The organism is Aquitalea magnusonii, assembly GCF_003202035.1.
Taxonomy (GTDB): Bacteria; Pseudomonadota; Gammaproteobacteria; order Burkholderiales; family Chromobacteriaceae; genus Aquitalea; species Aquitalea magnusonii.
Genome location: NZ_QJKC01000009.1, coordinates 162,855 through 177,280, shown reverse-complemented (window position 1 = coordinate 177,280; position 14,426 = coordinate 162,855). Strand labels below are relative to the sequence as shown.

General features: G+C 63.1%; 12 protein-coding genes. 6 read left to right on the top strand and 6 right to left on the bottom strand.

Annotation, left to right across the window (positions count from 1 at the left end):
• Positions 1–15: 15 nt before the first annotated feature.
• Entirely contained in the window at positions 16–648 is a 633-nt protein-coding gene (locus DFR38_RS11590) for a LysE family translocator (RefSeq protein WP_170124159.1), read from the bottom strand.
• A 131-nt stretch (positions 649–779) separates the two neighbouring features.
• On the opposite strand from DFR38_RS11590, the gene DFR38_RS11585 reads away from it, so the two are divergent.
• From DFR38_RS11585 to DFR38_RS11575, 3 genes are all read left to right on the top strand, one after another.
• Complete coding sequence (locus tag DFR38_RS11585) at positions 780–1,223, top strand: Lrp/AsnC family transcriptional regulator (protein ID WP_059287253.1); 444 nt, start codon at positions 780–782, stop codon at positions 1,221–1,223.
• Between the two features lie 75 nt (positions 1,224–1,298).
• Positions 1,299–1,835 (top strand): GNAT family N-acetyltransferase, encoded by a 537-nt coding sequence (locus DFR38_RS11580; RefSeq protein ID WP_059287252.1) that lies wholly within the window; start codon positions 1,299–1,301, stop codon positions 1,833–1,835.
• Between the two features lie 50 nt (positions 1,836–1,885).
• The gene (locus tag DFR38_RS11575) at positions 1,886–2,401 is read left to right on the top strand and encodes a M48 metallopeptidase family protein (protein ID WP_059287251.1); all 516 of its coding nucleotides are present in this window, start codon (positions 1,886–1,888) and stop codon (positions 2,399–2,401) included.
• On the opposite strand, the gene DFR38_RS11570 is transcribed toward DFR38_RS11575, so the two are convergent.
• The 3 genes from DFR38_RS11570 to DFR38_RS11560 all read right to left on the bottom strand — a co-directional run bounded on the left by DFR38_RS11570 (position 2,398) and on the right by DFR38_RS11560 (position 5,654).
• Positions 2,398–3,336, bottom strand: coding sequence for an alpha/beta hydrolase (locus DFR38_RS11570; RefSeq protein WP_110313426.1), 939 nt, complete (start codon positions 3,334–3,336; stop codon positions 2,398–2,400). The genes DFR38_RS11575 and DFR38_RS11570 overlap by 4 nt on opposite strands.
• Before the next feature lie 75 nt (positions 3,337–3,411).
• Positions 3,412–4,674 carry an MFS transporter gene (locus DFR38_RS11565; protein WP_244909899.1) on the bottom strand — a complete coding sequence of 421 codons (1,263 nt, stop codon included), beginning with the start codon at positions 4,672–4,674 and terminating at the stop codon, positions 3,412–3,414.
• A 101-nt stretch (positions 4,675–4,775) separates the two neighbouring features.
• Complete coding sequence (locus DFR38_RS11560; protein WP_110313425.1) at positions 4,776–5,654, bottom strand: HD domain-containing phosphohydrolase; 879 nt, start codon at positions 5,652–5,654, stop codon at positions 4,776–4,778.
• A 152-nt stretch (positions 5,655–5,806) separates the two neighbouring features.
• Here DFR38_RS11560 and DFR38_RS11555 point away from each other — a divergent pair, with 152 nt between their 5' ends.
• On the top strand, positions 5,807–6,823 hold the full coding sequence (locus tag DFR38_RS11555) for a class I SAM-dependent rRNA methyltransferase (protein WP_110313424.1): 1,017 nt from the start codon (positions 5,807–5,809) through the stop codon (positions 6,821–6,823).
• Positions 6,824–7,088: 265 nt separating this feature from the next.
• Entirely contained in the window at positions 7,089–8,954 is a 1,866-nt protein-coding gene (locus tag DFR38_RS11550) for an ABC transporter ATP-binding protein (protein WP_110313423.1), read from the top strand.
• Positions 8,955–9,027: 73 nt separating this feature from the next.
• Here the strand turns inward: DFR38_RS11550 and DFR38_RS11545 are convergent, their stop codons facing one another.
• Positions 9,028–9,243, bottom strand: coding sequence for an HP1242/YdcH family protein (locus DFR38_RS11545; protein ID WP_059286544.1), 216 nt, complete (start codon positions 9,241–9,243; stop codon positions 9,028–9,030).
• Positions 9,244–9,537: 294 nt separating this feature from the next.
• Here DFR38_RS11545 and DFR38_RS11540 point away from each other — a divergent pair, with 294 nt between their 5' ends.
• Positions 9,538–10,605: a GGDEF domain-containing protein gene (locus DFR38_RS11540; protein WP_059286543.1), complete on the top strand. Its 1,068-nt coding sequence runs from the start codon at positions 9,538–9,540 to the stop codon at positions 10,603–10,605.
• A 52-nt stretch (positions 10,606–10,657) separates the two neighbouring features.
• Here DFR38_RS11540 and metH read toward each other — a convergent pair whose 3' ends face one another.
• A complete protein-coding gene (metH, locus tag DFR38_RS11535; RefSeq protein WP_059286542.1) occupies positions 10,658–14,371 on the bottom strand; it encodes a methionine synthase in 3,714 nt (1,237 codons plus the stop codon).
• Positions 14,372–14,426: the final 55 nt, after the last annotated feature.

Below are 14,426 nucleotides of genomic sequence, written 5' to 3'. Positions count from 1 at the left end.
TCAGACAAGGAACCACTATCCCACCAGTGCGGCCAGCGCACGCCACAGCAGCAGCAGGCCCATGCCCAGCAGCAGCAGGCCACAGACGATATCGATGCGCTGCCGCCCGGCCTCGCCCAGCCGGCCCAGCAAGCGGCCGGCCCCGAAAGCCAGCACACACCACCATAGTGCCGAGCCGGCAAACACCCCCGCCACCATCAGCAGGGCCTCGGCCATACCCGGCTGGGCATGGCCGGACAGGCTGGCGAACACGGCCAGAAAGGACAAGATGGTCATGGGATTGCTCAGGGTCAGCAGCAGCGCCGAAGCCCAGGCACGATACCAGCCATGGGCACTTGCCACCCGGGCGGCCTCGCTTCCCGCATGGCGCCGCAACATGCCCAGCCCCATCCACGCCAGCAACAGGCTGCCGGCCACCGCCAGCGGCAGGGCCAGCGCCGTCAGCTGCTGGATCAGCGCACTCAGCCCCAGCGCGCCCAAGGTGGCATACAGCGCATCAGCCGTCGCCGCGCCCAGCCCGGTGGCCAGCCCCACCCACGGTCCCTGACGCAAGCTGCGGTCGATACACAGCAGGCCGATCGGCCCGACCGGGGCGGCAATGGCCAGGCCCAGCAACAGGGCTTGGGCAAACAAGGTCAACAAATGCATGAGAGGACTCCTGACAGGAGCAAACAGTCTGCCCGGCCAGCCGGCAGGCTTACATGGTGTTTTTCAGGCAAAGCCGCCCGTATAACTGATAAATTAAAGTCAGACTGCACTTTCACCATAAAGGGACGGCCATGGAGATCGACAGCAAAGCCTGGAAGATTCTGGAATGCCTGCAGCAGGATGCCCGCCTGTCGCTGACCGAGCTGGCGCGTGCCGTGGCAATGTCGGTGCCCGCCGTGTCGGAACGGGTCAAACGGCTGGAAGAAGCCGGGGTGATCCAGGGCTACCACGCCCGGCTGTCGCCCGCCAAGGCGGGTTACACCTTGTCGGCCATGGTGGGCATTACCGTGGCACAGCCCTACAAGAAAAAGCTGCTGCAATTACTGGAGGACATGCCGGAAGTGCTGGAATGCCACCATGTCACCGGGGCCGATTCCTATCTGTTCCGCCTGCTGGCACGGGATGTCGGCCATCTGGAAACACTGGTGGCGCGGGTGAATCATCTGGGCGAAACCCGCACCTCCATCATCCTGTCCACCCCGATTACTGCACGCCCCTTGCGCGCGCCGCGTTAATTGCCATGCAAAGCGAACCTTAACGTCATCTGGCTGTCGTAAAATGCCGGTATCCCTAGCTCCTAGCCAAACCCCATGACCTCGCTGACCCTGCGTGTTGCCACCTTTGACGATGCCGGGCTGATTGCCCGACTGCATACCGAAAGCTGGCAGCACAGCTACCGCACCATTCTGTCCGACGACTATCTCGACCACGTTGCCCCGACCGAGCGCCACACCATGTGGACCCGCCGCTTCCATTACGACAAGCATCTGTGGGTGCTGCTGGCCCTGTGGGAAGGCGAGCCGGTGGGCTTTGTCTGCCTGCTGCCGGATGGCGAGAGCGAGCGCGGCCTGCTGCTGGACAATCTGCATGTGCTGCCCGGTCAGCAAGGCCGTGGCGTCGGCCGCAGCCTGTTGCAGGCGGCGGCTGCCCAGGCCGATACCCTGCAGCCGGGGCGCCCCATGCACCTGTGGGTATACGAGGCCAATAGCGAGGCGCGGCGGTTTTACAGCCGCATGGGCGGGGAAATGGTAGACCGTGAAAACGTGCTGGCCCCGGACGGGCGCAAGGCCATTGCCCTGTGCTATCGCTGGGCGAAGCCGGCGCAACTGGCCGCCGTCCAGGCATAAGCCGCCACCCTGCTGCGGCAGGGCCGCGCCGGCTTTGCTAAACTGCCGCCATGTCTGCCCTCAAATACCTGCTGCACTACCCACCCAGCCTGCTCGTCCAGGTCCAGGCCCGTCTGGACGACGGCAGCCTGGGCAACTGGCTGGCCAGCCGCTATCCCGACAGCCACGCCGTACAGAGCGATAACGCGCTGTACCAGTATGTCGGCGAGCTGAAACAGCGCTATCTGAAAAATGCCCCGGCCCCCACCAAGGTGCTGTATGACAACCGCCAGCACCCGGTGAAGGGAACACTGGGCACCAATACCCAGATTTCGCGGGTGCAGGGCAGCAAGCTCAAGGCCAAGCACGAAATCCGCATCGCCAGCCTGTTCCGCGACGCGCCCGAAGCTTTCCTGCGCATGATCGTGGTGCACGAACTGGCCCATCTGCGCGAGAAAAACCACGACAAGGCCTTCTACCAGCTGTGCTGCCATATGGAGCCGGCTTACCACCAGCTGGAATTCGATACCCGGCTGTGGCTGACCCTGCGCGAACTGGAGCCAGCCACCAGCCCGGCTGCGCGCTAGTAGCGGTCGAGAAAGGCGGCGATCTGCTGGTAAGTCCGGGCACACTCCGCTGCCACCAGCTGTTCCATATTGAGAAAGGCATGCACCAGGTCATCAAAATGCAGATGCTGGTGCGGCACCCCGGCCGCGCGCAATTTATCCAGATAGCACAGCGCCTCGTCACGCAGCGGATCAAACCCGGCCGTGACCACCAGGGTGGCCGGTAGCCGTTCGGTCATCGCCATGTGCAAGGGCGAGGCGGCCAGCCGGTCCTCGCCATGCTGGAAATAATTGTCGAAATACCAGGCGATGCGATCGCTGTTGAGAAAATAGCCTTCGCCATTCTCGGTAATCGACGGCAGGCTCATGCTGTAGTCCAGGCTGGGATAGACCAGCACCTGGGCGGCGATCTGCAAGGCGGTATCGTGCTGCGAGCGCGCACTCACCGTGGCCGCCAGCGCCGCACCGGCCGAGTCGCCCATCAGCGACAGGCTGGACAGAAACGGCAGCTGGCGCGCGCTCAGCGCGGCAAACACGCCGCGGGCAGCGGCATAGGCATCATGCAGCGCGGCCGGGTAAGGGTTTTCCGGAGCCAGCCGGTATTCCGGCACCACCACGATATGGCCGGTGGCCGCGGCCAGCCGGCGGCTGATGGGGTCGTAGACGCTGACGCTGCCGGCGGTATGGCCGCCACCATGCAAAAACAGCAGCACCGGCCGCGCCTCCTGCGGTGCCGGATGGTAGATACGCACCGGCACGCTGTAATCGCGGCCGTGGATGATTTCGTCATTGACCCAGGCAATGTCCGGCCCGGCACTGACCAGGCTGCGGGTGACATTGGCCAGCGCCTCGCGGGCACCAATGGCGGTGGGCTTGTAGCCGCTGTCACGCAGGCGGCGGATGAGCTGGTTGAGCTGGGACAACCAGTCGGTCAGCTTGGGGCTGACTGCATGCATGTTTACTTCTCCTGACTTGGGCAAACTTCAGCGTTTGCCGCACATTAATATACCAAAGTCATTAAATGTGCCAGCTCAAGCGGTTTCATGACTGGATACCAGCTGGTCACGCCGGGCGAGTTGCGGAAACCAGCGCATCCACAGCAGCACCACCAGCAAGGTGCCCGCCCCACCCAATACCACGGCAGGCACGGTTCCCAGCCAGGCCGCCGTGACACCGGATTCGAACTCGCCAAGCTGGTTGGAGGCACCGATGAACAGCGAGTTCACCGAATTGACCCGGCCGCGCATGTCATCCGGCGTTTCCAGCTGCACCAGCGTGCCGCGGATCACCACGCTGATGACATCGGCCGAACCCAGCAGCATCAGCGCCAGCAAGGACAGCGGGAAAGAACGCGACAGGCCGAACAGGATGGTGGCCAGGCCAAACACGGCGACAGCGGCAAACATGATGTGCCCGGAGCGCCGGCGTATCGGATGGCGCATCAGCCAGGCCGACATCAGCAGCGCCCCGGCCGCCGGGGCCGAGCGCAACAAGCCCAGCCCCCACGGCCCGGTCAGCAGGATGTCGCGGGCAAACACCGGCAGCAAGGCAGTGGCCCCGCCCAGCAGTACGGCAAACAGGTCCAGCGAAATCGCCCCCAGGATATCCGGCCGGCTGCGGATGAAACGCACGCCCAGCAGCAGGGAGTCCAGCGACACCCGCTGGCCGGTGGGCAGCACCCGGCTGGAGGGCAGCAGGCTGACCAGTACCAGGCAGGCCAGAAAACAGGCGGCCGCCAGGCCATAGGTCAGCTCGGCCCCCACCGCATACAGGAAGCCGCCCAGCGCCGGGGCGATGATGGTGGCGGCCTCATTGGCCGAGGCGGCCATGGCAATGGCCTGCCCCAAAAGGCTGGCGGGTACGATATTGGGCAGCAGCGACTGCATGGCCGGCATGTCGAAAGCGCGGCAGCAGCCCACCACCACCGACAGGGCAAAGATCAGCTCGCGACTGACCTGCCAGCCCATGCCCAGATTACCCAGCAGCAGCACGCTTGCTGCCAGCGCCTGGATGGCCAGGCTGATGGCCACCACCCGGCGCCGGTCAAAGCGGTCGGACACCACCCCGGTGACCAGCACCAGCAGCACTCGCGGCAGAAATTGCAACAGCCCGACCAGCCCCAGGTCGAGCGCGCTGCCGGTCAGGGCATACACCTGCCAGCCTATGGCTACGGTCAGAATTTGAAAGCCGGCAGTCAGCAGCACGCGGGCCGACCAGAACTGCCAGAACGGGCGGCAATGCCGCAGGGATGCAGAAGCGTCGTTCATCAGTGACAAAACGGCCGTAGCGGCCATGACAAAGAACTCAAGCCTACCGGCTAAAGCACTGTAACTCTAGCCTTACATCCCGCGCTTAACACTCGCTGACACAATCCCCGGGCACGCGGTCACGCGCCTCAGGCAAACAGCCGCGCCAGCCAGCCGCCCTGGCGCCCGGATGGCAGGCAGGCGGCAGCCTCCTGCACCAGCTCGGCCACCAGTTCGTGGTCCACCGCAGGCCGTTGCACCTGCAAGGCATCACGCTGGCCGGTGGGGGCCAGCGCCAGTCCCTGCCCTTGCCGGCTCAAACGGTAGCCACCGCCGCAGGAGGGGCAATGCACGGTGGCACCATCCTGCAGGCGGCGCGGAATGGCGATGATGGGCCCGCAAGCCTGGCAGCTTTGCAGGGGAATGCCCGCCTCGCTGTGGCCGACGATATGCTCCAGCTTGCCCGCCTCGCCCAGCGCGATAAAGCGCTCGCCACAGGCGCGGTCAAACTGGCTGCCCAGATTGTCGCGGATGATCTCCAGCGCCCGGGCCACCGGCATGCCCGCACGATAAGGGCGGTGGCTGGTCATGGCATCGAAGGCATCGGCAATGCCGACGATGCGTGCCACCAGCGGAATGGCCTCGCCCTTGAGGCCGGCCGGATAACCGCGCCCATCCGGCGTTTCGTGATGCATCAGCACCGCCTCCATGGCCAGTGCGGCCAGCGGATGCTCGCGCAGCAGATCCGCCCCCTGCTGCGGATGGGTCTTGATCACCGCATATTCTTCGTCACTCAGCCGGTCGCGCTTGTTGAGAATGGCGTCCGGCACCCCGATCTTGCCCAGATCATGCAGAAACCCACCCAGCATGATGCGCAGCACCTCGCCGCGTGGCAGCGCCAGTTCCTGCGCCAGCAGGCCGGAAAAGCGTGAAACCCGCCACAAATGGCCGCCGGTATAGGCATCGCGGGTTTCCACCATCATGGCCATGGTGTAGAGGGTTTTCAGTAATTCTTGTGCTGCCTGCATGCTGTGCTCCGCTAAGTGGCCATACGCTGGCCCAGTTCTGGCTGTCTGTGATGAGTCGACTATGCCAATGGATTCTTACAACTTAGCGCTAATTTTTGAGGCATTCCACTACAGGGCTTACAATTGCAGCCATTCCAGAAAGAAAGCCTTCCATGTCCGACTCCCTGAGCGCCCTGCTGCAAGCAGCAGCCGACCGCCGCAGTGATCTTGTTAGCCGCCTGATCGCCGAAGATACCAATACTTACCGCCTGTTCCACGGCAGCGTGGAAGGCGTGGCCGGCCTGACGGTAGACCGCTATGGCGACCTGCTGCTGGTGCAAAGCTTCCACCAGAGCCTGGAAGATGCCGAGCTGGACGAAATCCGCCGCTTCTATGCCGGCTTGCTGCCGGAATTGCAGCTGGTCTACAACGACCGCAGCGGCAAGAATTCCCGCATCAACAACAGCCTGAGCCTGGCCGAACAAGCGGTGGCCGAGGAAAACCGCGTGGCCCATGAGCTGGGCATCCGCTACCACATCCGTGGTCGCCACAGCGGCCAGGACCCGTGGCTGTTCCTCGACCTGCGCGCCGGCCGCCGCCGCGTGATGCAGCTGGCCGAAGGCAAGAGCGTGCTCAATCTGTTCGCCTACACCTGCGGCGTGGGCCTGGCGGCGGCCAAGGGCGGTGCCCAGTTTGTGATGAATGTGGATTTTGCCGAATCCAGCCTGGCCGTAGGCCGCGCCAATGCCAAGCTCAACAGCCTGGCGACCCGCCCGCGCTGCGTGCAAAGCGATGCCTTTGCCGCCTTGCGCCAGCTGTCCGGCATCGGCCAGCCCAAGATGGTGCGCGGCAAGAAAATGCCCCCCTTCCCGACACTGGAAGCCCGCCAGTTCGATCTGGTCTTCCTCGATCCGCCACGCTATGCCAAAAGCCCGTTTGGCGTGGTTGACCTGGTCAACGACTACCAGGCCCTGTTCAAGCCGGCCCTGCTGTGCACCGCCGAAGGCGGCATGCTGATCTGCTGCAATAATGTGGCCCAGGTTGACGGCAATGCCTGGCTGGAATCGCTCAAGCGCAGCGCCGAAAAAGCCGGCCGCACCATTCACGCAGTGGAATGGATTACCCCGGAGCAGGATTTCCCCAGCAGCGACGGCCAGCATCCGCTGAAGATCGTGCTGCTGCACGTCTGATTGCCGTCGCGCCAGACTGCCCGACCGACCTGCTCGGCCGGGCAGTTTTGTTTTGGCTTGCGCCCGTTCACGCCTTGGTCCGGACAGGCCATCACCACGCCGCGCGGAACTGCCGGCAACAAAACACCACTAAAATGGCGGCAAGGCCGACGGTGAACCTGCCTCCAGCCATGCAAAAAAAGCATTGCTGGCCGCTTCACTTCAAGCTATCGTCATACTCCCATACAACCTCAACGGACCGCCGGTCCCGACAAGGACGATCTTTATGTTTTCCTGGTTTGAAAAGCGGGTAGAAGTCTACCCCGATACCCCCCCCGTACAGCCCCCCAAGGGCTTTCTGCCCTTTGTCTGGTCCGCCACCAGCGGCATGCGCCCCTACATCCTGTGCATGACCTTGCTGACATCCCTCATCGGCGCCTTCGAGGCCCTATTGTTCTCCATGCTGGGCTCGGTGGTGGACTGGCTCAGCCATGTGGCACCGTCGCAACTGTGGACACAGGAACGCCATCACCTGCTGTTGCTGGGCGGCATCCTGCTGGCCAGCCCGCTGCTGATCGCCCTGCAGGCCATGTTCAAATACCAGAGCCTGTTCGGCAATTTCCCCATGCGCCTGCGCTGGCAGTTTCACCGCCATCTGCTGGGACAGAGCATGAGCTTTTATCAGGACGAATTTGCCGGCCGGGTCGCCGCCAAGGTGATGCAGACCGCGCTGGCGGTGCGCGACACGGTGCTGATCATCACCGACATCCTGGTATTCGTGGTGATCTACTTCATCACCATGGTGGCGGTGGTCGGCAGCTTCGATAGCAGCCTGCTGCTGCCCTTCATCGGCTGGTTGCTGCTGTATGTCGCCACCCTGGCCTTCTTTGTGCCAAGGCTGGGCAAGGCCTCGGCCCGCCAGGCGGATGCCCGCTCGCTGATGACCGGCCGCGTGACCGATGCCTATACCAATATCGCCACGGTCAAGCTGTTTGCCCAGGGTCAGCGCGAGGCGGCCTTCACCAAGAGCGCCATGCAGGAATTCATGCAGACCGCTTATAGCCAGATGCGCCTGGTCAGCGGCTTTGAAATCACCAACCACATTCTCAGCATGGGGCTGATTGCCAGTACCGCCGGTGCCACGCTGTGGCTGTGGACCCAGGGCCAGGTCGGCATCGGTGCCGTGGCCGCCGCCACCGCCATGGCCTTGCGCCTGAACGGCGTGTCGCACTGGATCATGTGGGAGATGTCCAGCCTGTTCGAAAATATCGGCACCGTGCACGATGGCATCAGCACCCTGTCGCGACCGGTGGCCATTGTCGACCAGCCGGATGCCCGGCCGCTGCAGGTGGCGCGCGGCGAGATCCGTTTCGACAATGTCAGCTTTTCCTACGGTGGCGAGCGCACCATTGTCGACGGGCTGAACCTCACCATTCGCCCCGGCGAGAAAATCGGCCTGGTCGGCCGCAGCGGTGCCGGCAAGTCCACCATCGTCAACCTGATGCTGCGTTTTTACGACATCGAGCAGGGCCGCATCCTGATCGACGGCCAGGATATTGCCACGGTGACCCAGGACAGCCTGCGCGCGCAGATCGGCATGGTGACGCAGGACACCTCGCTGTTGCACCGCTCGGTCCGCGACAACCTGCTGTACGGCCGGCCGGATGCCGGCGATGCGGCCATGATCCATGCCGCGCAGCAGGCCGAGGCACATGACTTCATCCAGGCCTTGACCGACCCCAAGGGCCGTCGCGGCTACGATGCCCATGTGGGGGAGCGCGGCGTCAAGCTGTCCGGTGGCCAGCGTCAGCGCGTGGCCATTGCCCGGGTGATGCTGAAAGACGCCCCCATCCTGCTGCTGGACGAAGCCACCAGCGCGCTGGATTCGGAAGTGGAAGCCGCCATCCAGAGCAGCCTGTACCGGCTGATGGAAGGCAAGACCGTGGTGGCCATCGCCCACCGCCTGTCCACCATTGCCGCCATGGACCGGCTGATCGTGCTGGACAGGGGCCGGGTGGTGGAGGAAGGCGACCACGCCAGCCTGCTGGCCAGGGGCGGCCTGTATGCCCGGCTGTGGGCACACCAGAGCGGCGGTTTTCTGGGAGAGGACGCCGACGAGGACGTCCGTCCGGGCGAACTGGACCCGGCCTGATGCCAGCCAGCCCAGGCTTGTGGTAACAAAAAACCCGCCAACCGGCGGGTTTTTTCATGAGCGATGCCGGCAATCAGGCTTCGGCTTTTTTCAGGATCACATACAGCTCGTCCTTGAGCTTGAGTTTTTCCTTCTTCAGCACTTCCACATCGAACTGGCTGCCTTTTTCAATGCCGGCTTCGATGTTCTTGATGGTCTGATCCAGTTCATTGTGCTTGTTGAACAGGCGGCTGAAGTGGTCGTCTTCGGTTTTCAGTTTACTGATCAGATCACGGAATTCTGGAAACATCGGCTTCTCCTGATAGGTGGGTGGAGTGGCGTGCATGCCACCTGACTACAACTTCATGCTAGCCCCGACACCAGCCTGCTTTCTTGATCTAAGGCATATGCACCGGTAACAGACATCGGGTCATTGTGCACCGCCGGAGCCCGGATGCAAGAGCACACGGTGCGCCGGATGTCGACTCCCCACCCACTCGACCTGCACCTATGTCCAGTCGACCACCCCAGACCGAGCCGCCACGATGCTGCGATGTCCCCGGGAGTGGCAGCCTCCGCTGTCGCCGCTTTGCAAGGAGGCCCCATGAAGTACCTTTATGCTGGCGATGCAGATTTCCAGCATCAGTCCTTTCTCGAGCTGCGGCCCATCGCAGTATGGACGCAGCTGCTGGGGGAGGTATCCTGGCTGGCTTCCCTGCTGCTCGCCCACACCCACCGGCAGATCGACCTGGCCAACGCGCTCCTGGTCAGCCTGATCATGCTGGCCGGCACCTTGCTGTCACTGAATGCCGGTCACCGCCACACCCTGCTGCTGGGCATGCTGCTCAATCTGTGCGGGCTGGCGCTGGGCTTTCGCCTGAGCATGCTGTTTGTCACGGATACCAGCCTGTGGGCCACCTCGATTGCCGTGTGCATCACCCTGACCATGGCACCGGTTTTCCAGAGCTCGTATAGCTTCCTGCTGGCCAGTTGCTGTGTCTGGGGCATTTTGCTGCAAGGCACGCTGGAAGACCGGCGGCTATGGCAACAGGATTCACTGATCGCCCTGCTCACCGTCGCGACGCTGGCCTCGGGCCTGACGCTCAACATCCTGTTTCGCCGCCTGCGGCTGCGCGGCTACCATTTGCGCCGTGATCTGGAAGCGCTGGCCTTTCAGGATGCCCTCACCGGCATCGACAACCGTCGCAGCCTGCTGGAAAAACTGCAGGCCTGGTATCCGGCCCAGCACGGTCATTTCCTGATGGTGGATATCGACGATTTCAAAAGCGTCAATGACGACTTCGGCCACGAGGCGGGCGATCAGGTATTGCAACAAATCGCCCGTAAACTGAGCGGGCATCCCGATGTGGCCCTGTGCGGGCGGCTGGGCGGCGAGGAATTCGGCTTGTTCACCCGCTTGCTGGATAGCCAGCGCGTCAGCGAGCTGGCAGCCCAGCTGATACAGCGGGTGAATACCTGCAGCGTGGAGCAGCGGCGGCTGTCGATCAGCATCGGCATCGTGCAGATGGATGGCCGCATCGGGCTGAGTGCCGCGCTGCGCCAGGCGGATAATGCGCTGTATCAGGCCAAGCGCCGCGGCAAGAACGGTTTTGTGCTGGCACCATCCAGCCCCCCTCCGCCGCAGCCACACCCGCTGGCCCAGGCAGGCTAGCCCACAAAAAAAGCCGCCAGGCGGCGGCTTTTGCTGTCAGGCGACAAAGGACTCAGGCGTCGTAGCCCAGATTCGGTGCCAGATCACGCTCGGCCTGTTCCAGCGTCACACCACGGCGCTGGGCATAGCTTTGCACCTGGTCCTTCTCCAGCTTGCCCACGCCGAAGTAACGCGACTCCGGGTGACTGAAGTAGAAGCCGGACACGGCAGCGGTGGGCAGCATGGCATAGCCCTCGGTCAGGGTCATGCCGATGGCCGGGGCGTCCAGCAGGGCAAACAATTCCTTCTTCACCGTATGGTCCGGACAGGCCGGGTAGCCCGGTGCCGGGCGGATGCCACGGTATTGCTCGTCGATCAGCGCTTCGTTGTCCAGCGCCTCGTCAGCAGCATAGCCCCAGAACTCGCGCCGCACGCGCTGGTGCATCAGCTCGGCAAAAGCCTCGGCCAGCCGGTCGGCCAGCGCCTTGAGCAGGATGGCGGAGTAGTCGTCGTTGGCTTCCTCGAAGCGTTTGACATGCGGTTCGATGCCGATGCCGGCGGTGACGGCAAAAGCACCGATATAGTCCTCGACGCCGCTGTCAGCCGGGGCGATGTAATCCGCCAGTGCCCAGTTGGGCTTGCCGTCGGCCTTGGGCAGCTGCTGGCGCAGGCCCACCCAGGTCATCTGGCTGCTGCTGCCGTCCACGCTGCGGATGTCGATATCGTCATCATTCACCGTAGCGGCCGGGAACAGGCCGATCACCGCATTGGCGGCGAGCCAGTTTTCGCTGATGATTTGCGCCAGCATGGTCTGGGCGTCGGCATACAGGCTGCGGGCGGATTCGCCGACGACTTCGTCATCCAGAATGCGCGGGAAACGGCCAGCCAGCTCCCAGCTCTGGAAGAAAGGCGTCCAGTCGATCAGCTGGGCAATCTCGGCGAGCGGATAGTTTTCGAAACGGCGCACGCCCAGCCACTGCGGCTTGGGTGGGGTGTAGCTGGCCCAGTCTGTCTGCTGCTTGTTGGCACGGGCCACTTCCAGGCTGACTACCTTGCGGTTGGCCTTGTTGGCATGGCCTTCGCGCGCACGCTGGTAGTCGGCAGCCACTTCCGCGACAAAGGCATCGCGCAGGGTATCGGACAGCAGGTTGGAGCACACCCCCACCGCACGGCTGGCGTCCGGCACATAAATCACCGGCTGCTGATAGTGCGGGGCGATCTTCACCGCCGTATGCACCTTGGAGGTGGTGGCACCACCAATCAGCAGCGGAATGTCAAAACCCTGGCGCTGCATTTCCTTGGCCACATGGCTCATTTCTTCCAGGCTGGGGGTAATCAGGCCGGACAGGCCGATGATGTCGGCCTGGTGCTCGCGCGCGGCATCCAGAATGGTCTGGCACGGCACCATCACGCCCAGGTCGATCACCTTGTAGTTGTTACAGCGCAGCACCACGCCGACGATGTTCTTGCCGATATCGTGCACATCACCCTTGACCGTGGCCATGATGATGACGCCTTTGGCCGGCGCATCGGCCAGCCCCATGCGGATTTTTTCTTCTTCGATGAAGGGTTCCAGATGCGCCACGGCGGCCTTCATCACGCGGGCGGATTTCACCACCTGCGGCAGGAACATCTTGCCGGCGCCAAACAGGTCGCCCACCACATTCATGCCGTCCATCAGCGGGCCTTCGATCACATGGATCGGGCGTTCGCTCTTGAGACGGACTTCTTCGGTGTCTTCGACGATATAGGTGGTGATGCCCTTGACCAGCGCGTGTTCCAGCCGCTTTTCCACCGGCCATTCGCGCCAGGCCAGGTCTTCCACCTTTTTCTCGCCCGCCGCTTCGCCCTTGAAGCGTTCGGCCAGCGCAATCAGGTGTTCGGTGGCGTCGCCGCCATCCTTGGGCGTGCGCATCAGCACCACGTCTTCGATACGCTCACGCAGTTCCTTGTCCACCTCGTCATACACTTCCAGCGCGCCGGCATTGACGATGCCCATGGTCATGCCGCGCTGGATGGCGTGGTAGAGGAACACCGCGTGGATGGCCTCGCGCACCTTGTTGTTGCCACGGAAGGAGAAGGACACATTGGACACGCCGCCGGAAATCTTGGCATGCGGCAGGTTTTGCTTGATCCAGCCGGTGGCCTCGATAAAGTCCAGGCCGTAACGGGCGTGCTCTTCAATACCCGTGGCCACGGCAAAGATATTGGGGTCGAAGATGATGTCTTCCGGCGGATAACCCACCTCGTCCACCAGAATGCGGTAGCTCTTTTCGCAGATTTCCACCTTGCGGGCGTAAGTGTCGGCCTGGCCTTTTTCGTCGAAGGCCATCACGATCACCGCCGCGCCATAGCGGCGCAGCAGGCGCGCTTGTTCCTTGAACTTGTCCACCCCCTCCTTCATGGAGATGGAGTTGACGATGCCCTTGCCCTGAATGCACTTGAGGCCGGCTTCGATCACTTCCCACTTGGAGGAGTCGATCATGATGGGCACGCGGGCAATGTCCGGCTCGGCGGCGATCAGCTTGAGGAAGCGATCCATGGCCGCCAGCGCGTCCAGCATGCCTTCGTCCATATTGATGTCGATGATCTGCGCGCCGTTTTCCACCTGCTGCCGCGCCACATCCAGCGCGGTGGCGTAGTCGCCGTTCAGAATCAGCTTGGCAAAGGCGCGGCTGCCGGTGACGTTGGTGCGCTCGCCCACATTGACGAACAAATCGTGGTCGCCAATATTGAAAGGCTCCAGCCCGGACAGGCGGCACTTTTTCTCGATGTCCGGCAAGGCGCGCGGCGCAATGCCATCCACCGCGGCGGCAATGGCGGCAATGTGCTCCGGCGTGGTGCCACAGCAGCCGCCAACGATGTTGATCAGGCCGGATTGGGCCCATTCACGCACATAGTCGCCCATGGCTGCCGGTTCCAGGTCGTAACCGCCAAAGGCATTGGGCAGGCCGGCATTGGCATGCACCGACACATAGGTGGCGGATACACGGGACATTTCTTCCACATAGGGCCGCAACAGGTCCGGCCCCAGTGCACAATTCAGGCCGAAGGACAGGGCATCGGCGTGCGACAGGCTGTTGTAGAAGGCTTCGGTGGTCTGGCCGGTCAGCGTACGGCCAGACTGGTCGGTAATGGTGCCGGACACCATGATGGGCAGACGGGCGATGTCCGGGTGATCGTCAAAATACTGGTGGATGGCAAACACCGCCGCCTTGGCGTTCAGCGTGTCGAAGATGGTTTCCACCAACAGGAAATCCGCGCCGCCAGCCACCAGACCGTCGATGGCCTCGGTATAGCTGGCCACCAGTTCGTCGAAACTGACATTACGATAGCCGGGGTCGTTGACATCCGGGCTGATGCTGGCGGTGCGGTTGGTGGGCCCCAGCACGCCGGCACAGAAACGCGGTTTGGCCGGATTCTTTGCGGTTTGCGCCACACACAGCTCTTTCACCAGCCGGGCTGCCGCGTGGTTGATCTCCCACACCAGGCTTTCCATCTGGTAGTCGGCCATGGCAATCGACGTGGCATTGAAGGTGTTGGTTTCAATGATGTCGGCACCGGCATCCAGATAGGCCTGGTGAATGCCGCCAATCACATCCGGCCGGCTCAGCACCAGCAGGTCGTTGTTGCCTTTTACGTCACAGGGCCAGTCGGCGAACCGCTCGCCACGGTAGTCAGCTTCCTGCAGGTCATGGCGCTGGATCATGGTGCCCATGCCGCCATCCAGGATCAGGATGCGCTGTGACAGCTGGGAAAATACCGGGTGGGTGGTGTTTTTGGTCATGGCAAACAGGCTGTTATTGGCTAGAACGATAAAAGGCACACTCAAGGTGCGGCCG

What these genes read in the sequence shown, in the direction of transcription:
- DFR38_RS11550 (WP_110313423.1), top strand. Translation starts at nt 7,089, where the DNA reads ATGTTTTCCTGGTTTGAAAAGCGGGTAGAAGTCTACCCCGATACCCCC.
- DFR38_RS11580 (WP_059287252.1), top strand. Translation starts at nt 1,299, where the DNA reads ATGACCTCGCTGACCCTGCGTGTTGCCACCTTTGACGATGCCGGGCTG.
- DFR38_RS11565 (WP_244909899.1), bottom strand. Translation starts at nt 4,674, where the DNA reads ATGGCCGCTACGGCCGTTTTGTCACTGATGAACGACGCTTCTGCATCC.
- DFR38_RS11575 (WP_059287251.1), top strand. Translation starts at nt 1,886, where the DNA reads ATGTCTGCCCTCAAATACCTGCTGCACTACCCACCCAGCCTGCTCGTC.
- DFR38_RS11570 (WP_110313426.1), bottom strand. Translation starts at nt 3,336, where the DNA reads ATGCATGCAGTCAGCCCCAAGCTGACCGACTGGTTGTCCCAGCTCAAC.
- DFR38_RS11540 (WP_059286543.1), top strand. Translation starts at nt 9,538, where the DNA reads ATGAAGTACCTTTATGCTGGCGATGCAGATTTCCAGCATCAGTCCTTT.
- metH (WP_059286542.1), bottom strand. Translation starts at nt 14,371, where the DNA reads ATGACCAAAAACACCACCCACCCGGTATTTTCCCAGCTGTCACAGCGC.
- DFR38_RS11555 (WP_110313424.1), top strand. Translation starts at nt 5,807, where the DNA reads ATGTCCGACTCCCTGAGCGCCCTGCTGCAAGCAGCAGCCGACCGCCGC.
- DFR38_RS11560 (WP_110313425.1), bottom strand. Translation starts at nt 5,654, where the DNA reads ATGCAGGCAGCACAAGAATTACTGAAAACCCTCTACACCATGGCCATG.
- DFR38_RS11545 (WP_059286544.1), bottom strand. Translation starts at nt 9,243, where the DNA reads ATGTTTCCAGAATTCCGTGATCTGATCAGTAAACTGAAAACCGAAGAC.
- DFR38_RS11590 (WP_170124159.1), bottom strand. Translation starts at nt 648, where the DNA reads ATGCATTTGTTGACCTTGTTTGCCCAAGCCCTGTTGCTGGGCCTGGCC.
- DFR38_RS11585 (WP_059287253.1), top strand. Translation starts at nt 780, where the DNA reads ATGGAGATCGACAGCAAAGCCTGGAAGATTCTGGAATGCCTGCAGCAG.